Here is a 20,842-nt window from a genome sequence, read left to right on the forward strand (position 1 = left end):
ATCACTTTAAATGTTAGAGAACCTCTGGTGCCAAAGAAACGACTTTCATGTTAACTGCACGGAGCTCACGGGCTACCGGACCGAAAATACGGCTTCCGCGAAGTTCTCCTGCATTATTCAGCAACACACAAGCATTATCGTCAAAACGGATGTATGAGCCGTCAGCACGACGAATCTCTTTCTTTGTGCGAACAATCAAAGCCTTAGATACTGCACCCTTTTTCAAATCACTTGACGGAATGACGCTCTTGACAGCAACGACAATAACGTCACCAACACTTGCATAACGACGGCGCGTACCACCCAATACACGTATGCAAAGAGCTTCACGTGCACCGCTGTTATCACATACTGTAAGTCTTGATTCTGCCTGTATCATAATTACTTAGCTTTTTCAATTATTTGAACTAATCTCCATCTCTTTGTCTTACTCAAAGGACGGGTTTCCATAATGAGCACTGTATCACCTACATTAGCCTCATTCTTCTCATCATGTGCATGGTACTTCTTTGTCTTCTGGACAAACTTACCATATATTGGGTGCATCTCCTTGAACTTAGCTGCAATAACAATGGTTTTATCCATCTTGTTGCTGATAACGACACCCGTTCTTGTCTTTCTTAAATTTCTCTTTTCCATCTGAACCATTGTTATTTATTAAGCTCTCTTTGACGAAGAACTGTTTTCATGCGTGCTATATCACGACGAGCGGCCTTAATCTGAGATGGATTCTCCAGCGGCGTGATTGCGTGATTCAACTTCATCTGATGGTATTTCGCAACCTCTGCCTCTAACCTTTCAACCAAATCCTTGGTTTCGAGCTCTCTTATTTCTTTAATCTTCATAATTAAGCGTTTTTATCGTAATCACGTCTAACAACAAATTTTGTCTTTACAGGCAACTTCTGTGCGGCAAGACGGAGAGCCTCCTTAGCCACGTCAAAAGAAACGCCTTCAACTTCGAAGAGAATACGTCCAGGGGTCACAGGTGCCACCCAGCCAGCGGGATCACCCTTACCTTTACCCATTCGGACGTCAGCAGGTTTGCGTGTTATTGGTTTGTCAGGGAATATACGAATCCATACCTGACCTTCACGTTGCATATAACGATTGACTGCGACACGGGCAGCTTCTATCTGGCGGCTATCCAACCATTTAGCCTCAAGCGTCTTGATACCAAATGAGCCGAAAGCCAATTGCGTACCTCTGTGGGCGTTGCCTTTATTGCCGCGCCCATCCTGAGGTCTTCTATATTTTACTCTTTTTGGCTGTAACATGATAGCTTCTTTCTTTAACGGTTATTGTTCCTCTTACGATTAACTCTTGATTTGCCGTTAGTACGTCCGCTCTGCTTTTCCTGAGCGAATGTCATGGTAAGATCACGCTTACCGTATACTTCGCCACGGCAGATCCAGACCTTAATACCTAACAAGCCGACCTTAGTAAGGGCCTCTGCCTGGCAATAGTCAATGTCCGCACGGAATGTATGCAGAGGAGTACGTCCCTCCTTATACATCTCCTTACGAGCCATCTCGGCACCATTAAGACGTCCTGTTATTTGAACCTTAATACCTTCGGCTCCGGCACGCATCGTATTAGCTACAGCCATCTTTATTGCACGGCGATAAGCTATCTTACCCTCAACCTGTCGTGCAATGTTATTAGCTACGATTGTTGCATCAAGCTCAGGTTTCTTTACTTCGAATATATTGATTTGAATCTCCTTATCGTAGAGTTTCTTCAACTCTTCCTTCAATTTGTCTACATCCTGGCCGCCCTTACCTATTACAAGACCTGGACGTGCCGTGCAAATGGTGATCGTGACAAGTTTCAGCGTACGCTCAATGACGATACGAGATACACTGGCTTTAGCCAGACGTTCGTTCAGGTATTTACGGATCTTCATATCCTCAACGAGGTTGTCTCCAAAGTTCTTGCCTCCGAACCAATTTGAGTCCCAACCTCTAACAATACCGAGACGGTTACTTATCGGATTAACTTTCTGTCCCATTCTGCTTTTTATTTTTCGTCATTAGTTTTGGCATCAACAAACAAAGTCACGTGATTACTGCGCTTGCGAATCCTGTAACCGCGTCCTTGCGGAGCCGGCCTCATACGCTTCATGGTAACGCCTTCATCAACAAAAACTTTTGATATATAGAGTTCGCCGTCTTCTGCTTTGCGGTCATTCTTAACTTCCCAGTTTGCGATGGCAGAGCGGAGAAGCTTCTCTACGTCGGCTGCAGCAGCCTTCTTCGAGAATCTCAAGATGCCAAGAGCACGATTAACCTCCATTCCGCGGATCATGTCAACGACATAACGCATTTTACGCGGAGAAGAAGGCACGCCTTTAAGCTTTGCGAAGTACAATGTCTTGCGGGCTTCTTTCATTTTTTCAGCCGCTATCTTTTTTCTTGCTCCCATTATATTATCTTTTTATTTTCAATGGTTTGCCTGTTTACTTCTTATTACCTGCGTGTCCTCCGAAGCGGCGAGTCAATGAAAACTCACCAAGCTTGTGGCCAACCATGTTCTCGGTAATGTAAACAGGGATAAATTTGTTTCCGTTATGAACTGCAACAGTGTGACCTACGAAATCAGGAGAAATCACTGATGCTCTGGCCCATGTCTTAACGACACTCTTCTTGCCACTCTCGTTCATCGCGAGAATCTTCTTTTCAAGCGACACGTTGATATATGGACCTTTTTTTAATGAACGACTCATAATTTACTCTTGTTAACTTATTTTTTATTAGCTCTTTCAATGATATACTTGTTAGAAAGCTTCTTCGGTGCCCTCGTCTTAAGACCTTTAGCATACAAGCCCTTACGTGAACGGGGATGTCCTCCGGACTGACGTCCTTCACCACCACCCATCGGGTGATCATGCGGGTTCATGACAACACCACGGTTGTGAGGACGACGGCCAAGCCAACGAGAACGTCCGGCCTTACCAGACTGTTCAAGAGCATGATCCGAGTTACCAACACTACCTATAGTAGCTTTACAAGCGCTCAATATCTGGCGTGTTTCACCAGAAGGGAGCTTAACAACGCAATAACTGCCTTCACGAGAAGTCAACTGAGCAAAATTACCAGCCGAACGAACGAGCAACGCACCCTGCCCCGGACGTAATTCTATATTGTGAATCACTGTACCAACGGGAATGTTTGCCAAAGGAAGCGCATTACCAATCTCTGGCGCCGCGTCCTTTCCAGACATCAGGGTTGCACCTACCTGCAGTCCGTTAGGAGCAATAATGTAACGTTTTTCACCATCTGCATAATACAACAAAGCAATACGTGCCGAGCGGTTCGGATCGTATTCTATTGTCTTCACTACAGCAGGAACACCATCTTTCTCACGTTTAAAGTCGATTAAACGATACTTTCTCTTATGACCGCCACCGATGTAGCGCATTGTCATTTTTCCAGTATTGTTTCGACCGCCGGTAGAACGTTTACCGTAAACGAGAGACTTCTCTGGTACGGATGCAGTAATCTCCTCGAACGTACCAATAATCTTGTGTCTTTGACCCGGGGTTACCGGTTTAAATTTACGTACTGCCATTTTTTATTTTCAAATATTGCTGTAAAAATCAATTGTATCGCCCTCCTTAAGAGTAACGATTGCCTTCTTAAATGCGTTCTTCTGGCCCCTGATCAGTCCGGCCTTGGTATAGCGGCTCGAGCGCTTACCTGCATAGCGCATCGTATTAACGTCTTCAACCGTAACGTTATACAAATCCTCGACTTCTTTCTTTATTTGGAGTTTGTTAGCCTCAGGACGAACAACGAAGCCGTAACGGTTTGGTCGCTTGTCTGTAATCTTGGTCATCTTCTCAGTGACCAACGGTTTTATTATAAATGCCATATTTACCTTTCTCCTTTTACTTGTTCAAGATTTCATCGATTATCTTCAGCGAGTTTTCAGTCATGACAAGAACATCAGCATCCAAAACCTTATAGGTATTGAGTGATGACGCCATCATAACTTCTGCACGCTGCAAATTTCGAGCCGACAAATATACGTTTTTATTTGATTCCGGCAAAACGAAAAGCAGTTTCTTACCGTCAACTTTAAGATTTTTAGTAATATTTACAAAATCTTTTGTCTTCGGAGCGTCCAAATTGAAATCTTCTACTACAACAATGGCATCTTCCTTAGCCTTATAAGACAAAGCGCTCTTACGTGCAAGAACGGTTACTTTATGGTTCAGCTTAATGCTATAGTCGCGGGGCGTCGGACCGAACACACGGCCACCACCCTTAAGCAACGGAGAATTGATGTCACCACGACGTGCACCACCGCCACCCTTCTGACGACCAAGCTTACGTGTAGAACCTGCATGCTCACTTCTTTCCTTAGCCTTAGCCGTACCCTGGCGCAAGCTTGCCATGTAACGCTTAACGTCAAGATAAAGAACGTGGTCGTTGGGTTCAATTCCGAAGACAGATTCGTTTAACGTAACCTTTCTTCCGGTGTTTTCACCTTTGATATTTAATACGTTAATTTCCATTATTTCTCAATTAAAACGGTTGAACCTTTGCAACCAGCAACACTACCTTTCACAAGGATGAGGTTATGCTCCGGTATTACTTTTAACACTCTGAGGTTCTGAGTTGTTACCCTATCGCCTCCCATTTGGCCTGCCATGCGCATTCCCTTGAATACCTTTGCAGGATAAGAACATGCACCGATTGAACCCGGCTTACGCGCACGGTCGTCCTGACCGTGAGTGCTTTGGCCTACACCGCCGAAGCCATGACGCTTCATTACACCTTGGAAGCCCTTACCCTTTGACGTACCTACAACGTCTACGAAGGTAGAATCGTTGAAGATATCAACGGTGATTACGTCACCAAGGTTGTACTCTTCATCAAATTTGAACTCGGCCAAGTGTCTCTTCGGTGTTGTTCCAGCCTTCTTGAATACGCCCATCATAGGCTTTGTGGTGTTCTTTTCCTTTGCTTCACCAAAGCCTAATTGAACAGCCTTGTAACCGTCCTTCTCAACGGTCTTGACCTGGGTAACAACACAAGGACCAGCTTCGATAACAGTGCACGGCACATTCTTGCCGTCGGCACTGAAAACGGATGTCATTCCGATTTTTCTTCCAATTAATCCTGGCATTTCAATTAATATTAAAAATTATACTATACTTTGATTTCAACCTCAACACCGCTCGGCAACTCAAGTTTCATGAGTGCATCTACTGTTTTAGCCGTAGAGCTGTAAATGTCTATAAGGCGCTTGTAGTCGCTCAATTGGAATTGCTCACGCGATTTCTTGTTTACGAAAGTACTACGGTTTACGGTGTAAATTCTCTTGTGTGTCGGCAGTGGAATAGGACCACTTACAATAGCTCCCGTTGCCTTTACCGCCTTCACGATCTTTTCTGCTGACTTGTCTACCAATTTGTGGTCGTAAGACTTCAGCTTGATTCTGATTTTCTGACTCATGTTTTTTAATTTATTATTTTAAATTAATTACAAGAGAAGAGGTACGCCCGTTAAGAGTCATTCGCTAACGTGACGCCTCGTTCTCCTGTTTATTTGATTATACCAAATCTACACGGCCCTTGATTTCCTCGAGCACAGCCTTAGCGATTGTGCTTGATACAGGCGCGTGGTGATCATACTCCATAGAGCTCGTTGCACGGCCGGAAGTAATGGTACGAAGTGCCGTTACGTATCCGAACATCTCAGCCAATGGAACCATTGCCTTGATTATACGTGCACCACTACGGGTCTCGTCCATACCTTCTACTTGACCACGACGCTTGTTCAGGTCACCGATTACATCACCCATGTTCTCCTCCGGAGTAACGACCTCGAGCTTCATGATAGGCTCCATCAACACCGGACCTGCCTTAACGCACGCGTTCTTGTAAGCATTGATAGCTGCGATCTCGAATGACAACTGGTCAGAGTCTACCGGGTGGAAAGAACCGTCAAGCAACGTAACCTTGAGGCTGTCCATAGGATATCCGCCAAGCACGCCACTCTTCATTGCAGACTCAAAACCTTTCTGGACAGAGGGGATAAACTCCTTGGGGATGTTACCACCCTTAACCTCGTTGATGAACTGCAATCCGCCCTCTTTGTAATCCTCGTCAATCGGGCCAACGTTTACAATAATGTCAGCAAACTTACCACGACCACCGCTCTGCTTCTTGTAAACCTCACGCAGGTTGACAGTCTTGGTGATAGCCTCCTTATAGTTAACCTGAGGCTTACCTTGGTTACACTCAACCTTGAACTCTCTCTTCAGACGGTCGAGAATAATGTCGAGGTGAAGCTCACCCATACCAGAGATAACGGTCTGGCCACTCTGTTCGTCTGTATGTACAGTGAAGGTTGGGTCTTCCTCTGCAAGCTTAGCAAGACCGATACCAAGCTTATCAACGTCAGCCTGGCTCTTCGGCTCAACTGCAATACCGATAACCGGATCCGGGAATGTGATTGACTCGAGCACAATAGGATGAGCCTCATCACAAAGAGTATCGCCAGTACGTATATCCTTGAAACCTACGCCGGCACCGATATCACCTGCATCGATAACTTCCATAGGAACCTGCTTATTTGAGTTCATCTGGAACAGACGGCTTACGCGCTCTTTCTTACCTGAACGTGTATTGTAAAGATAAGAACCAGCCTCAACCTTACCTGAATAAACGCGGAAGAACACCAAACGGCCTACATACGGGTCAGTTGCAATCTTGAACGCAAGAGCAGAAGTAGGTTCTGTCTCTGACGGCTTGCGATCCTCCTCCTCACCTGTAACAGGATTGGTTCCAACGATGTTAGGAGTATCGAGAGGCGAAGGCAAGAATGCGCATACATAGTCAAGCAAGGTCTGCACACCCTTATTCTTGAATGACGAACCGCAAAGCATTGGGGTGCACTGCATTGACAGTGTTCCTTTACGGATAGCTGCGATTATTTCCTCCTCTGTAATAGAGTTGGGGTCTTCAAAATATTTCTCCATCAGGGCCTCATCGTACTCAGCCGCACTTTCGAGAAGCTTTCCACGCCACTCTTCAGCCTCGTCCTTAAGATCTTCAGGAATATCGTCTATCTCATACTCAGCGCCCATAGTCTCATCATGCCAATAGATAGCCTTCATTTTGATGAGGTCTACAAGTCCCTTAAAGGTCTCTTCACTACCAATAGGCACAACCAAAGACACAGGGTTAGCGCCGAGAACATCCTTCATCTGGCGGAGAACGTCAAAATAGTCTGCACCTGAGCGGTCCATCTTATTGACGTAGCCAAGACGTGGAACGTTATACTTGTCTGCCTGGCGCCATACAGTCTCCGACTGAGGCTGAACACCACCTACGGCACAGTAGGTAGCAACCGCACCGTCAAGCACACGCAAAGAGCGCTCTACTTCGGCGGTAAAGTCAACGTGTCCCGGAGTATCAATCAAGTTAATCTTGAATTGCTTGTTGTCATAGTGCCAATAGCATGTGGTGGCAGCAGAGGTAATGGTAATACCACGCTCCTGCTCCTGTGCCATCCAGTCCATTGTAGCGGCACCGTCATGCACCTCGCCAATCTTGTGAGTCTTACCCGTATAGAACAGGATACGCTCAGAAGTTGTCGTCTTACCGGCATCAATGTGGGCCATGATACCGATATTGCGAGTCAAATGTAAATCTTGCTTTGCCATGTTTCTTTTTACCTAACTATGTTGTTAAAACCTGAAGTGAGCAAATGCACGGTTAGCCTCAGCCATGCGGTGCATATCCTCCTTGCGCTTGAACGCGCCACCCTGATTGTTATAAGCATCCATGATTTCGGCAGCCAGCTTGTCCGCCATGGTCTTGCCACCACGTTTGCGTGCGAAGTTTATCATGTTCTTCATTGAGATGCTCTCCTTACGGTCAGGACGGATTTCTGTAGGAACCTGGAAGGTAGCACCACCAATACGGCGGCTCTTAACCTCTACCTGTGGAGTGATATTGTCAAGGGCAGTCTTCCATATCTCAAGAGCTGACTTTTCCTCGTTAGCCATCTTCTCCTTTACGGTATCCAATGCTTTGTAGAAGATTTCATAAGATGTATTCTTCTTTCCGTCATACATCAGATGATTAACGAACTTCGAGACCTTCTGGTCGTTGTAAACGGGATCCGGAAGGATCACACGCTTCTTTGGTTTTGCTTTTCTCATTTCTCTTTTTGAAATTAATTCTGCATGGGGCTGTTCTCGTTCTTCAGCTTTCCCTCCGGAAACGCTTACTCAACCTTTATAACAAATCTCCAGCAAAACGATGATAAAAATGTCTATTGTGTCCTTAATTTATACTTTCAGGCTAATATTATTTCTTTGCCTTAGGACGCTTTGCACCATACTTTGAACGGCGCTGTGTACGGTTAGCAACACCTGCGGTATCAAGTGTACCACGAACAATGTGATAACGCACACCGGGAAGGTCCTTTACACGACCGCCACGTACGAGTACAATAGAGTGCTCCTGAAGGTTGTGGCCCTCTCCAGGAATGTAGGAGTTGACTTCCTTCTGGTTTGTCAGACGAACACGGGCAACTTTACGCATTGCCGAATTAGGTTTCTTCGGGGTTGTTGTGTAGACACGAACACATACGCCACGACGCTGAGGACATGAATCCAAAGCCGGCGATTTGCTCTTGTCAACAAGCGCCTTTCTACCTTTTCTTACCAATTGTTGAATTGTAGGCATTGTTGTTATTTTTTTTAGTTATATATTGTTTTTATTATTTTCTTGAATCCAAGACGGCCAGGACACAGGCCGTATTTGGGCTGCAAAGGTACAAATAAATATTCAAATTACCTAATTATAAAGAATTCAAAAAGCCTATACCCTTATAATATTTAAACAATATAGGCTTTATTAAAATAAATTAACTTAAATACAACTATTTCAACACGCTTTGAAACATACTAAGGCTGCATGAGTTATACAAAGGTATTACAACTACATGTCAGCGTAAAGATATATCCGGCAGCAAACACGCACCAGACTAAGCGCTTGACTTACCCCGAACGGAAGACTAAACTGCTTTAACAAATGTCCGTCCGGGGCAAGTCTCCAGCTATTAAGCTTCGCCCTTATTTATGTTGAAAGGCGCTATCGTTCCCTTTTCCTGCTGTGGCAGTTTGATTTGTCCAAACGCATTCTCGTATCTTACTATATTATCCTTCAGTGCCATAAGCAAGCGCTTGGCGTGTTCTGGAGCAAGAATCACCCGCGACTTTACCATTGCCTTTGGCACACCCGGGAGTATACGGGCGAAGTCGAGTATAAAATCCGAACTTGAATGGGTTATAATTGCAAAGTTGGCATACTCGCCCTGAGCTACTTCCTGCGGCAATTCAATCTGAAACTGCCCTTGTTTGTTATTGTTGTTGTCCATTGTATTTATATATTATAATAAGGTATATTTCATTTATTACTGTACTTTTCGGCCTGCTGGCGTATAAGTTCCATATCGTCAAAATAATTTATCTTCATGGCGTCACGCACATCATGCAAAGTCTGCGCCGCAACCTCACGGGCAGCCTCCGATCCTTTCTTCAAGATATTATACACCTCAGGGATGTCCTGCTCGAACTCGTGGCGGCGCTGACGCATAGGTTCAAGACGCTTATCAAGCACCTTGATAAGGAACTTCTTGCATTTCATATCGCCCAGTCCTCCACGGCGGTAATGATCTTTCAGCTCGTCAAGGGTCTTGTACTCGGGCCAGAACTCGGCAAAATCGTCAGGCGTACTGAATGCGTCGAGATAGGTAAACACAGTGTTACCCTCAACCTTTCCCGGATCCTCTACGCGCAAGTGACCGGGGTCAGTGTACATGCTCTTGACCTTCTGCTGCATTTCCTTCGACGAGTCTGACAGGTAGATACAGTTGCCGAGGCTCTTGCTCATCTTCGCCTTGCCGTCAGTACCCGGCAGACGGCAGCACACCGAGTTGGTTGGCAGCATGATTTTCGGCTCCACCAACACGTCGCCGTATATGTAGTTAAAGCGTTTCACGATTTCGCGCGTCTGTTCGAGCATTGGCTCCTGGTCTTCTCCTGCCGGCACGGTAGTAGCCTTAAATGCTGTTATGTCGGCAGCTTGGCTTATTGGATAAGTGAAGAAACCCACGGGAATGCTTGCCTCGAAATTGCGCATCTGTATTTCGGTCTTTACCGTCGGATTGCGCTGCAGGCGCGATACGGTCACCAGGTTCATGTAATACACGGTGAGTTCGGCCAGTTCAGGTATCATTGACTGCACGAAAAGCGTGACTTTCTGCGGATCAAGACCTGCCGAAAGGTAGTCAAGAGCCACCTCAATGATGTTCTGGCGCACTTTCTCCGGATTGTCGGCATTGTCTGTCAGGGCTTGCACATCGGCAATAAAGACGAACATGCGGTCGAAATCGCCCTCGTCTTGAAGCTCAACGCGACGGCGAAGCGAACCTACATAATGTCCGAGATGAAGGCGGCCCGTAGGACGGTCGCCGGTAAGTATGATTTTTCCCATCAATGTTTACGTTTTTGATTATTCCACGTTTTATGATGTGCAAACTTACGAAAAATCCACGAAACAGACAAAAAAGTATGGTTTTAAAAATACAAAGAGGCATATCAGCACCGCACGTTGGACATTAAATAGAGCAACTACGATACTGATTATGCCTTATTCTTTCTTCCTCCGGAGACCTCCAACAGTTTATTTTTTCTTTAAAATACTGTTCACCACACGTATGCTCGACACGAGTTTGTTGGTTGAAGTGAACACGTCAACATTCCAGACATGCGACGAACGGCCACGGTGTATTATTGTGCCCACGGCCCGCACAGTGTCCCCTTCATGCGCCGACGATACATGATTGCCGCTCACCTGCATGCCCACAACAATTTCATCCGGCTGGCAAGAAATCATCGAGCCAAGCCCGGCTACGGTTTCGGCCAGGGCCAGCGTTGCCCCGCCATGCAGAATGCCGAAAGGCTGGCGCGTGCGTTCGTCAACGGGCATGGTGGCCTCTATTCGGTCTTGCGAGGCGTAAGTGTACTGTATGCCGAGATTGCCCATCAAGGCATGGCGCGTCTGCGAGTTCAACATATCAAGCGGTATTTCAGAGGCATGCACCTCGGAAAGAATGAGCTTTTCTACCGCCTGCGCCACACCGTCCTCATCATTTGATGCAGTAACGTAATCGGCGCATATCTTAACCGAGTCTTGCGCGTGTCCCATAGCGACACCTACACCGGCAAGCTGAAGCATGGTAACGTCAGCTACGCCGTCGCCTATGGCTATCACCTCGTCATGCCCAACGCCCAACATTCCCATAAGCACACCCAAAGTATTGGCCTTGTCTACGCCGAAAGGTACCACTTCAAGGAAATACGGTTCTGACGGGAATACGTCAAGCACACCAGCAAGCCTCCGCTTCCAATGCTTTTCCAATCCAAGCAACGCCTCTTGGTCGTCGCTTACCAGCACACACTTGCACGGGCGGAAATCTATTGCTATGGAGAACTCTTCCTCCTCCACTATTTTAAGGTTGTTCAACTGTGCCTCACGGCGAACGTGCGCATTGTCAGCGTTGTCCGTAAGCAACGTACCGCCGTTGTAAGTGAATATCGAAAAACCGTTTTTCCGCGCCTTACGTTCCAGATATGGTATCTGCTCAGGGTTTATGCGACGCTCGAACATCACCTCGCCGCTGTCGGCCTTGACTATCTTGCTTCCGTTGTACGACATTATATAACCGCCGAAGTTGTCCAGCTCAAGCATCTTTGCCAACGGCAGCAGACCCGACGTAGGTCTCCCGGAGGCAAGGACGATGCGCACTCCCATGTGCTGCACTTTAACCAGGGCGGACAGCGTACGCTTGGTAATTTGCTCAGCGCTGTTAAGCAGCGTACCGTCGACATCGAGCACTAATAACTTATATTTCATAGTATTCCGTATTTTGGGTTTGCATCCACAAATATAGCGAAAGGTGAGCGCAACGGCAAGAAAAGACAATGTTTTTTGACATGACATTGCCGAACCGCATCTTATATTCGTGTCAACAAATATACGCAAAGATTACGGAATCCGGTTATATTCTGCCGATTATTTCAGATTAAAAAACGTTTAGAGACGCATTCGTAAAAAAACTATAATCGCACGGCACGGATACCAACCTGCCGCAACCCGCGCAACCGCCCTGGAATACATATTCCCGCGGCAGCATCATCCCTTCAGGTCCGTACCGGCCGGGCGCTGGAATATGCTCAGGCCGAACTCGCGCGCCATTACGACTGCGTAATCGAGCATCGAGCTTTGGAACATCTCAAACGGAGCCCACTCGGTAAACGAGCAGAAACAGTAAAGCTCCACGGGCAGCCCCTCGGGCGTAGGCTGGAGCATGCGCACCATTATCATGAGGTCTTTGTTCACGTCGGGATGGCTACGCATATAGCCTATCATAAAGTCCCTGTACACCTGCGTGTTGCTGACGGGGAACCCTGCGTCGGCATACTGGCTCGCTGACACATAGCCTTTCTCGACGAAACGCGCGATGTCATCGGCCGAACAGAAGCGCACGGTATTTGCGTCGATGTTGACCGACAGCTTCATGCGCCGGCCGCCGGCCGCCCACATGCCGCGCCAGTTCTGGAAACTGTCGCTCACGAGGAGGTAAGGCGGAATGGTGGTTATCGTCTTGTCGAAGTTCTGCACCTTTACGGTTGTGAGCGACACCTCGCGCACATAGCCGTTAGCTCCATATTTCTGCATTGTTATCCAGTCGCCGGGGCGCAGCATGTCGTTGGCCGTAAGCTGGACGCCGGCCACGAGACCAAGGATTGTATCCTTGAAAATCAGCATGAGGATGGCTGCCGAAGCGCCCAGGCCGGCCAGCACGCTTATCGCGCTTTTGTCGATGATAATGCTTATGATAAGTATAAGACCGACGACGAACGCCAGCAGGTCGAACATCTGGAACACGCCCTTGAGAGGACGGTTGCGCAGCTTTTTGTGCTCCTCGGATATTTCGTAGAGCGAATGGAGGAAGGCGCTGACGAAAAGCAGTGACACCACCACAAGGTATATATTGCATACCTTGAGCAGGAACGACAGCAGTCCGGGCGAATGGGTGAGCACAAGCGGCAGCGCGACATACCAGATTACGGGCGGTATGATACGCCTGAAGGCCTTCATCACACGGTGGTTGAAGATATAGTCGTCCCACTTGGCCTTTGTACGTTCGGTAAGTTTCTGAACCGCCGGCATTACAATAAAGCGGAACACGGCCGTACAAACGTAGGAGAACAGTGCCACGGCAAAAGCCGCGGTAAGCGGATACAGCCACGTCAGCATGCTCTCCGACACGCCTGCGGTATGCCTGAGAAAGTCGAGAATAAATACATCAAAACCGTCCATCGGGGTAGTATTCTTGGTTATTCAGTACGCAAAAATAAGCAATATTATCGAAAAACGGAAAAAACAAAAGCGAAAAGAAGGCGTCTTGCATGTCACCGCCACTGCGGCACATCACAACCCCGAGCGGATTAAGGCGTATGCCTTGCGCGTCAGTCCGGCGTCGCGCGAGTTGAGGTAGACGTGCCGCCCGCCGCGTGTGACAACCCTTACGAACGGTCCGTCGCCAGAGTATGAATGGAGCGTCAGGCTGCGTCCGTCGGCCGTCTCGAATCGTCCGAGGGCTACGCCGTTAAACGAATAGCCGTTGGTGCGCCGCTCGATATACGGCATTTTGTCGACAAGCATTACCGTTGATATGCTGTCCAAAGGTATTGTCTCGCCATAGCTGCCGCTTATATTAAGCCGTCCGTCGGCCACGGTAACGTCAAGGTCTTGCGTGGAATTGATGAAAATCGGCAACAACGACACTACTACAACCACCGTGACACAGCACAGCGCAAGGGGCAGCACAATCCTGTCGCCCATCACCTTGCGCCCTGTCACAGCGCCCGCTACGCCCACCACAAACATCGGCAGTACCAACGAGCAGAAGTAAGCCACGTCGGCCGACAGCAGCGCGGACACAACGCCGCCCACGAAAGTAACCGCGGCGGCCACGAAAAGCATGCGCCTGAGCCTGCGCCTCACGACAACGGCACGGTAGGGCATGCCCTCTCCTGCCCCATCCTGTGGCTTGCGGGCCTCGCCGAACATGCAGCAGCCCACCTCGAAGAGCACAAACGCGACCATACCCGCAGGTATCAGCATTATCAATACGTCAACAATGTCCATATACCTATCATTTTATTCCATGCGCAAAAATAACAAAATATGTCGAGAAATGCAAACGCAAGAACAACGTTTGGCGGCATGAAGCAGTCCCATTGGCACCAAGCTTGTAATGCGCTGACAGCCAACGGCTTTGCGAAAGGCCGCCTTTCGCAAGACAAAAGGCGGCCTTTCAGCGTGCGATTGACGGCTTTTTGGAAGACAAAAGGCCGCCTCTTGCAAACCGACTGGTTCCCATGCTCCCGGCAAACAATATCAAAGCGGCAATTTACTGACAAACCGCCCCGGACTAAGAGGTTAAACCGACCGAATAAAAAAACATTAAAAATTTTAATAAAATTACGCCTCGTGTGTATATTTATTCTTACCTTTGTGGCAAACAAACTGCATACCTAATATCGAAAGCACATTTCATATCCGCCAGGACTGCAGGAACAAAGCCGACACGAACTACCATACAGACTAATACCAGGCTACGGTTGCATGACCGCGGCAGCGTGCCACGATGGCTACAGATGAATACTTTACTTACCACAGTTATATAATTACCTATTCAATTAAACAAACTATGTACAAGAAAAATTTAAAGGCAATCGGCTATGCGCTGATTTTGCTATTGGGATGGGCAAACTGTCCCCTGCCAGTATGCGCGCAGACGGTTAACGAGAGTGTCACGGCTACATGGCCGTTCGACGAGGGCACGGCTGGCCAGACGGCCTCCTTCACGCCCGAGGAAAGCAGTACGTATTTCAACAACAACTATGTACAGGTTGGCTCTAACCTGAGTTATTACAGGGCAAAAGCCGCCAACGGCGATGGCGAACCCGTACAGACAACGTTCCAGCCGGGCGAACAAGACAGCGGCCCGACGGACAACAACGCCGTTGAATTCATGATTGTGCCGAAAACCGGACTCAGTTTCACTCCTACAAAAGTGTCGTTCGTAAGCTCAAAGTTCGGAACTGGTGGCGGCAAGCTTGACATTTCATGGGTCAACTCCGACGGTTCTACCGTAAGTCTGGCGACAGGTGAAAGCCCGTCGCGCGAGAACGGCAGCGACCCGAACGAGACTTTCGGCGGACAATACAGCACTCCGTTCAGCTTCAACGTTACCGGAGCGGCAGCGTCGACGGGTGCCTGCGGACTGCGCGTCAACATCTATAGCCTCGGTGCCAATAAAGACCTCGGCTTCGCCAACGTAGTAATCGAGGGAACGATAAGCGGCACGATACTTGACGTAAAGCAGTGCAACCTGACCGTACAGGTCAGTCCCGAAGGCGCGGGCACGGTAAACGTTGTGCCAGTAGGCAACGTGTTTGACGAAAATACAGCCCTTACGTTCACCCAGACGCGCAACTTCGGCTACAGGTTTACGGGCTGGAGCGTGTCTGACGGCACTACATCCGAAGAGGCTGAGCTGGCTTACACCATCACCGGCGACGTGACCGTAACGGCCAACTACGAGCGCATTAACACCTACGCCCTTAGCTACGGCGCCACTGGCGGCGGCCGCGACTACATGATTTCGCCCACCCCGACACCTACGGTGGTTGACGGAAAGAACATGTACGAAGAGGGAACGGAAGTTACTCTTACCGCTACGGGCAACTACATTCTCGACTTCTCCAACTGGAGTACAGGCGAGACAACGCCCGAAATAAAGGTTACGATGGACCAGGACAGGAACGTCACGGCTGCATTCGCCGCATCGAAGGACGTCATTGCTGGCTGGGCTTCTATCTCACGGGCAATAACGGCCGTAAAGCCGACTTCTACGCTGACGAAAACGACGCCGACGCGCTTGTAATGCGTAACGAAGCGGGCGAAAGCCGGGGATGGCTTGACCGCAGCGTAGTCTCCGGCGGCGACGAAGGACGCGGCGCGGCAAGAAACTGGCAGACTGACGGACTCGGCACGTTCTACTGGCAGACACAGGTGAACGCTGCCGCATTCAAGGACATCAAGGTGCATGCGGCGATGATGTTCAACTACAACACACTGTCAAGGCAGGACGTTGAGTGGTCGCTTGACGGCCAGACATGGAACAAAATAGGAACATACGAACTGACAACGGCGAAACAATACGTTGAAAACACGTTCGACCTGCCGGCCGAAGCAAACAACCAGGCCACCGTCTACATACGTTGGAAGGGCGACAAGACGGCCGACCCCACCGGCACAACATCTGACAACGACGGCATTTCGATAGCCGACATATACATAACGGGCACGCCCGAGATAATCAATGACGGCATGGCACCCAAGCTGGAGAGCACAGTCCCGGCGGAAGGAGCCACCAACGCGTCGGCCAACGGCCGCATTGTGCTAAACTTCGATGAAAGGGTTAAGATGGTTGAAGGCACCGTAGCAACGCTCGGCACGCAGGAACTGCAGCCCACGGTGTCAGGACAGACTGTAACGTTCGAGTACAAAGGCCTTGACTACGCCACCCCATACACATTCACATTGCCGGCAAACAACGTCAGCGACCTTACCGACAACTTCATCACCGACGAGATAACAGTCAACTTCACCACAATGACACGACCTACGGTTACCAAGGCCGAGTTTGACTTCATCGTGCCTGACGACGGCACTATAACCGAAGCGCTGGCTGCGGCAGCCGCGCGCGAGGACGAATCAAAGCGTTTCTACATCTTCGTTAAACAGGGAGACTACGTCATTCCCGCCTCTGAAACATCAAAAGTTGAAGGCACAAACTATCCCCATCCGGCAACGATAGTGAACACGCCAAACGTGTCAATCATCGGCGAAGGCATGGACAACACCTCTTTCGTGAACACGGTTCCATACACAGAGCCTGGAACTACCAACCCGATTGAGGGCCTCGGCAAGTGCGAGACATTCAGATTTGAAAGCCAGGCTACCAATATGTACCTGCAAGACGTGACCATCAAGAACGGGCTTCAGGACAACACGGGTCGCGGCGCGGCTCTGGAGGACGGCGGAGACAAGAACGTGTTTAAGAACGTTCGCCTCTACGGATACCAGGATACGTACAACTCAAGGAACAACAGCGGGCGTTATTACTTCGAGGGAGGCGAACAACGCGGACGCACTGACTTCCTCTGCGGCGGCGGAGACGCTTACTTCAACGGCGTAACGCTCGTGATGTGCGAGGCCGGAGGTTTTCTCGCAGTGCCCAGCACACCGAAAAAGTACGGCTACATCTTCATGGACTGCACCATCAAGGGCGAAAACTCTGACGTTGACGGCAACTATTCGCTCGGTCGTCCTTGGGGCGACGGTACTCCGATAGCACTCTACATCAACACCAGGATGGAGGCTCAGCCCACTGCGGAAGGATGGAGCGAGATGGGCGACGGATACCCGGCACGCTTCGCCGAGTACAACTCGACAACAGCGTCAGGCACCGTAATCAGCCTCAACGACCGCAAAAAGACTTTCGGCGACGGACATGAAAACAATCCGGAGCTTACCGAAGAAGAGGCCGCTTTCTACACCGTGGCCAAGGTAATGGGCGAAGGCGACGACTGGGATCCGACCGCAATGACCGAACAAGCGTCCGCGCCGACCAACGTTTACATAGAAGGCACACAGCTGACATGGGACGACAACCAGTACGTTCTCTGCTGGGCAGTATGCAAGGACGGTAAAGTGGTTGACTTCACGACCACTCCCGAATATACCGTTGACGACGCATCAGTCACTTACTCGGTACGCGCTGCCAACCAGATGGGCGGACTCGGCGAAGCAACCGTTGCCGAAATATCGACCGGAATAAACGAAATTGACGGCACGGAAACCGGCGAAGCCGTAAAGACCGAATACTACAGCATTGACGGAGCACGTGTAAGCAGCACCACCCGCGGCGTAGTGATAGAGGTGAAGACCATGGCCGACGGCAGCAAGACGACCAAGAAAATCATTAACAAATAACCGTTTACATAATCCGGCCGTGCCGGCATGGACACCCTCCACGCCCACACGGCCGGAATAAACTTACCTAACAACTTAAAAGAATCAAGAGTATGCTAAAGAGAATTTTACAATCGCTGCTGACAGTGATGACGTTATTCGTCGCCGGCAGTATTCAAGCACAGACTCCGGCCTTCCCCGGAGCGGAAGGTTTCGGCCGGTACACCACGGGCGGACGTGGCGGTACGGTGTATCATGTCACCACGCTTGAGGACACGGGAACGCAAGGATCCTTGCGCTGGGCATGTAACCAAGAGGGCACCCGTACAATAGTTTTCGACGTTTCGGGCACTATACACCTTAAATCAGAGCTAAGACTGAGACATGAGAACGTGACAATAGCCGGACAGACGGCGCCGGGCGACGGCATTTGCATAGCCGACTATCCGTTTGTAATCTCGACAGACAACGTCATCATACGCTTCATCCGCTTCCGCTTGGGCAACAAGGAAGTGGCCAACCATGAAGGTGACGGTCTTGGTGGCATGGATCTTGAGAACATTATCATCGACCACTGCTCCGTAAGCTGGAGCATAGACGAATGCCTTTCAGTCTATGGAAGCAAGAACTTAACAGTGCAATGGTGTATAGCATCGCAAAGCCTGCGCGAGGCAGGACACTCAAAAGGCCGTCACGGATACGGCGGCAACTGGGGCGGTTCAGGCGCTTCGTACCATCACAACCTGATAGCCCATCACGACTCACGCACTCCGCGCCTTGGCCCGAGACCAAGTACACAGACCGATGAGCGCATGGACATGCGCAACAACGTTATCTACAACTGGCACGGCGAGGGCTGTTACGGAGGCGAAGCGATGAACGTCAACATCGTAAACAACTACTACAAGCCGGGTCCGGCAACCGACGGGACGACAAAACAACAGCGCATAGCGAAAATCGGAATACGAACAACCGACTATTGCACAGAAGACGACGGCAGTTGGAACGAATGGCAGCCGACATGGCACAAATGGGGAACGTTCTACGTCAACGGCAACGTAAACCCTGCACAACCCAACGTAACGCAAGACAACTGGACATACGGAATATACAACCAGTTTGACAATAACAGCAAACTTGACAACATGCTTACGGACGAGGCGAAAGAAGAAATGCGCCTTGACGCCCCGATTACGTTTACCAACGTTACTACACACTCAGCCGAAGACGCCTATGAGCGGGTACTCGAATACGCCGGAGCCTCACTACGCCGTGACTGGGTGGACGAGCTGATAGTAAATGACACCCGCAACGGACAGGCTACCTGCACAGGTACCAAGAGCAACATTCCCGGAATTATCGACTCGCAGGACGACCTGAAGCAGGCATTCACCGATGCGGGCGACGACTGGAGCGCATGGCCCGAACTCGAAAGCGAGCCCGCACCGACTGATACCGACCAGGACGGAATGCCAGATGAATGGGAAGACGCCAACGGACTTGACAAGAACAATGCCGCAGACGGCGCCACGATAGGCGCAGACGGATACTCCAACCTTGAAAAGTACATGAACAGCCTTGTACAAGACATCATGGACGGAGGCAACGAAGGCGGCACAATGCTCAGCGGTAACGAAGAGTATGATGGCGAAGGCGGCGGCGACGAACCGTCACAGAGCGTAGTATATGTATTGGACAACACCACATACACCACGTCTTCAGCAGACGGATATACATGGAACTTCAACAACGGGTTCAGCGTAAGCAACGAGGCCGGCAAGGCATACGGCAAAGAAAGCGGAACAGACCTTGTAAAATACTCGGCCGAACAATTTACGATAAACATTCCCGAAGGCAAGAAAGTGACCAAAGTCAGCTTCTACGGATACAACAAATATGCAGACAAAGACAGCTACATTGCAGAGCTTAACGGACTGGAATACGGCGAGACAGACTATGTTTTCCCGGCGAAGGACAACGACCAGGCCGTTTACAGAACTCATGACATAGAGCTGGCGACACCTGCCGAAGGAAGCATGACGTTCACAATAAAGGGTAAACAATGCGCCCTGAAGATAAGCCTCTACACCGACATATCAACAGGTATCAGCGACATCACAGTTGAACGCAAGCCCACAGGCAAGATATACAACCTGCAAGGCATGGAGGTTAAGGAGCCTTTGCGCCCCGGAATATACATCCGCGACGGAAAGAAATTCATAAAAAGGTGAGAAAGTGAGACGGTGAGAGAGTGAGGACGGGCAGAAAAGGCCTGCCGGGATGCACCTATACAACCGTCGGAACAGAACACCGAACGCAATTAAAAACAGACAGTTAAAGCCGTTAAGGCAATGCGTAAGAGCCGTCCAAACGACATGTTTGGACGGCTCTTTTCACATCCTGCCAACTGTCTGATAATCAACGGCTTTGCGAAAGGCGGCCTTTTACCTTTCAAGAAACGGTCTTTTAGAGGACAATAGGCCGTCTTTCAGAAAGCAAAAGGCCGCCTATTACGGTTCATCAGCAGTTCAGGTGTATTACAACGAACAGCAAAAAGTCCTCAAAGATGTTGGAATTACAATACATACTTTATCCAACTAATCGGCAAATAGCCCCGTCCTGAAAATCAACTGATTTCCGTGTGCATGACAGACGACCATATTATCGTACGCATGTAAGCAACGGTTGCCATTTACGCAGCCAA

23 protein-coding genes are annotated in these 20,842 nt (G+C 49.3%); 3 read left to right on the forward strand and 20 right to left on the reverse strand.

Annotation, left to right across the window (positions count from 1 at the left end; translation table 11 throughout):
• Positions 1 to 13 precede the first annotated feature (13 nt).
• From rplN to H6A34_RS02705, 20 genes are all read right to left on the reverse strand, one after another.
• On the reverse strand, positions 14 to 379 hold the full coding sequence (gene rplN / locus H6A34_RS02610; protein ID WP_205103287.1) for a 50S ribosomal protein L14: 366 nt from the start codon (positions 377 to 379) through the stop codon (positions 14 to 16).
• A 2-nt stretch (positions 380 to 381) separates the two neighbouring features.
• On the reverse strand, positions 382 to 648 hold the full coding sequence (gene rpsQ, locus H6A34_RS02615) for a 30S ribosomal protein S17 (protein ID WP_205103288.1): 267 nt from the start codon (positions 646 to 648) through the stop codon (positions 382 to 384).
• A 2-nt stretch (positions 649 to 650) separates the two neighbouring features.
• Positions 651 to 845, reverse strand: coding sequence for a 50S ribosomal protein L29 (gene rpmC, locus H6A34_RS02620; protein ID WP_021948419.1), 195 nt, complete (start codon positions 843 to 845; stop codon positions 651 to 653).
• 2 nt (positions 846 to 847) lie between these two features.
• Positions 848 to 1,276 (reverse strand): 50S ribosomal protein L16, encoded by a 429-nt coding sequence (gene rplP, locus H6A34_RS02625; RefSeq protein WP_021948418.1) that lies wholly within the window; start codon positions 1,274 to 1,276, stop codon positions 848 to 850.
• Positions 1,277 to 1,290: 14 nt separating this feature from the next.
• Complete coding sequence (gene rpsC / locus H6A34_RS02630) at positions 1,291 to 2,010, reverse strand: 30S ribosomal protein S3 (RefSeq protein ID WP_021948417.1); 720 nt, start codon at positions 2,008 to 2,010, stop codon at positions 1,291 to 1,293.
• Positions 2,011 to 2,018: 8 nt separating this feature from the next.
• Positions 2,019 to 2,423, reverse strand: a complete 405-nt coding sequence (gene rplV / locus H6A34_RS02635; RefSeq protein WP_021948416.1) for a 50S ribosomal protein L22 — start codon at positions 2,421 to 2,423, stop codon at positions 2,019 to 2,021.
• A gap of 34 nt (positions 2,424 to 2,457) precedes the next feature.
• Positions 2,458 to 2,724, reverse strand: coding sequence for a 30S ribosomal protein S19 (rpsS, locus tag H6A34_RS02640; protein ID WP_021852537.1), 267 nt, complete (start codon positions 2,722 to 2,724; stop codon positions 2,458 to 2,460).
• Between the two features lie 17 nt (positions 2,725 to 2,741).
• On the reverse strand, positions 2,742 to 3,569 hold the full coding sequence (gene rplB, locus H6A34_RS02645) for a 50S ribosomal protein L2 (RefSeq protein ID WP_205103291.1): 828 nt from the start codon (positions 3,567 to 3,569) through the stop codon (positions 2,742 to 2,744).
• 9 nt (positions 3,570 to 3,578) lie between these two features.
• Positions 3,579 to 3,872 (reverse strand): 50S ribosomal protein L23, encoded by a 294-nt coding sequence (gene rplW, locus H6A34_RS02650; protein WP_021948575.1) that lies wholly within the window; start codon positions 3,870 to 3,872, stop codon positions 3,579 to 3,581.
• A 16-nt stretch (positions 3,873 to 3,888) separates the two neighbouring features.
• Positions 3,889 to 4,518, reverse strand: coding sequence for a 50S ribosomal protein L4 (gene rplD, locus H6A34_RS02655; protein ID WP_021948576.1), 630 nt, complete (start codon positions 4,516 to 4,518; stop codon positions 3,889 to 3,891).
• Positions 4,518 to 5,132: a 50S ribosomal protein L3 gene (gene rplC, locus H6A34_RS02660; protein ID WP_205103292.1), complete on the reverse strand. Its 615-nt coding sequence runs from the start codon at positions 5,130 to 5,132 to the stop codon at positions 4,518 to 4,520. Before rplC ends, rplD begins: the two co-directional genes overlap by 1 nt.
• 23 nt (positions 5,133 to 5,155) lie before the next feature.
• Complete coding sequence (rpsJ, locus tag H6A34_RS02665; RefSeq protein WP_021947902.1) at positions 5,156 to 5,461, reverse strand: 30S ribosomal protein S10; 306 nt, start codon at positions 5,459 to 5,461, stop codon at positions 5,156 to 5,158.
• Between the two features lie 97 nt (positions 5,462 to 5,558).
• On the reverse strand, positions 5,559 to 7,676 hold the full coding sequence (gene fusA, locus H6A34_RS02670; protein ID WP_205103294.1) for an elongation factor G: 2,118 nt from the start codon (positions 7,674 to 7,676) through the stop codon (positions 5,559 to 5,561).
• Between the two features lie 24 nt (positions 7,677 to 7,700).
• Positions 7,701 to 8,177 (reverse strand): 30S ribosomal protein S7, encoded by a 477-nt coding sequence (gene rpsG, locus H6A34_RS02675; protein ID WP_021947904.1) that lies wholly within the window; start codon positions 8,175 to 8,177, stop codon positions 7,701 to 7,703.
• A 148-nt stretch (positions 8,178 to 8,325) separates the two neighbouring features.
• Positions 8,326 to 8,706, reverse strand: coding sequence for a 30S ribosomal protein S12 (gene rpsL, locus H6A34_RS02680; RefSeq protein WP_021851960.1), 381 nt, complete (start codon positions 8,704 to 8,706; stop codon positions 8,326 to 8,328).
• A 376-nt stretch (positions 8,707 to 9,082) separates the two neighbouring features.
• Complete coding sequence (locus tag H6A34_RS02685) at positions 9,083 to 9,400, reverse strand: DUF3467 domain-containing protein (RefSeq protein ID WP_021947905.1); 318 nt, start codon at positions 9,398 to 9,400, stop codon at positions 9,083 to 9,085.
• A gap of 29 nt (positions 9,401 to 9,429) precedes the next feature.
• Positions 9,430 to 10,518: a tryptophan--tRNA ligase gene (trpS, locus tag H6A34_RS02690; RefSeq protein ID WP_205103295.1), complete on the reverse strand. Its 1,089-nt coding sequence runs from the start codon at positions 10,516 to 10,518 to the stop codon at positions 9,430 to 9,432.
• A gap of 189 nt (positions 10,519 to 10,707) precedes the next feature.
• Entirely contained in the window at positions 10,708 to 11,940 is a 1,233-nt protein-coding gene (locus H6A34_RS02695; protein WP_205103296.1) for a Cof-type HAD-IIB family hydrolase, read from the reverse strand.
• Positions 11,941 to 12,219: 279 nt separating this feature from the next.
• Positions 12,220 to 13,410, reverse strand: coding sequence for a mechanosensitive ion channel family protein (locus tag H6A34_RS02700; protein ID WP_021947908.1), 1,191 nt, complete (start codon positions 13,408 to 13,410; stop codon positions 12,220 to 12,222).
• Between the two features lie 111 nt (positions 13,411 to 13,521).
• On the reverse strand, positions 13,522 to 14,241 hold the full coding sequence (locus H6A34_RS02705; protein WP_205103297.1) for a hypothetical protein: 720 nt from the start codon (positions 14,239 to 14,241) through the stop codon (positions 13,522 to 13,524).
• 565 nt (positions 14,242 to 14,806) lie between these two features.
• On the opposite strand from H6A34_RS02705, the gene H6A34_RS02710 reads away from it, so the two are divergent.
• The 3 genes from H6A34_RS02710 (at position 14,807) to H6A34_RS02720 (ending at position 20,369) form a co-directional block, all read left to right on the forward strand.
• Entirely contained in the window at positions 14,807 to 16,045 is a 1,239-nt protein-coding gene (locus H6A34_RS02710) for an InlB B-repeat-containing protein (protein ID WP_205103298.1), read from the forward strand.
• Positions 16,045 to 18,159, forward strand: a complete 2,115-nt coding sequence (locus tag H6A34_RS02715; RefSeq protein ID WP_205103299.1) for a pectinesterase family protein — start codon at positions 16,045 to 16,047, stop codon at positions 18,157 to 18,159. The genes H6A34_RS02710 and H6A34_RS02715 overlap by 1 nt, the downstream gene beginning before the upstream one ends.
• A gap of 92 nt (positions 18,160 to 18,251) precedes the next feature.
• Positions 18,252 to 20,369, forward strand: a complete 2,118-nt coding sequence (locus H6A34_RS02720; protein ID WP_205103300.1) for a pectate lyase — start codon at positions 18,252 to 18,254, stop codon at positions 20,367 to 20,369.
• Positions 20,370 to 20,842 lie beyond the last annotated feature (473 nt).

It is taken from the genome of Marseilla massiliensis, from assembly GCF_016899855.1.
Taxonomy (GTDB): Bacteria; Bacteroidota; Bacteroidia; order Bacteroidales; family Bacteroidaceae; genus Prevotella.